The following is a 425-nucleotide window of genomic DNA, read 5'->3' as shown; positions in this document are numbered from 1 at the left end:
GAAACGTTCGGATACTCGAGCTAGGACAAAAGCAGCCGATTTGTTAGGCAAACGTTATACTATGTGGACTGATAAGCAGGTGCTTAACCATGAAGGTGTAGTCCAATTGGTAGATGAGGTTCATTGATGAAACAAGTTAAGATATCAGAGATTATCCCGGAACAAGTTCATGATATTTGGAGACATGCCAAGAATCCTAATACTTTGAATATAGTAGGTAAGGGTGGACGTGGTAGTGGTAAATCTTCTGATGTATCAATAATGATTGTAAGGCTTATTGTGATGATGCCAGTAAACGCAGTAGTTATACGTAAGACAGATAATACACTTGCTACATCTGTATTCGAACAAATTAAGTGGGCGATAGAACAAAATCATTTATCACATTTGTTTCAAATTATAAAGTCACCTATGGAGGTTATATA

Annotated in this window: 1 protein-coding gene; it reads left to right on the top strand. The window is 36.7% G+C overall.

The window, feature by feature from the left end; all coding sequences use genetic code 11:
* Window positions 1-126 precede the first annotated feature (126 nt).
* A partial coding sequence (locus ACF91D_RS32105; RefSeq protein ID WP_392438754.1) for a phage terminase large subunit occupies window positions 127-425 on the top strand: 299 nt, incomplete at its 3' end.

The organism is Staphylococcus sp. 231237_7MaSpsaltlick, assembly GCF_043107035.1.
Note: the sequence above shows the minus strand (reverse complement) of the source record. Positions and strands in the feature narration are given on the sequence as shown.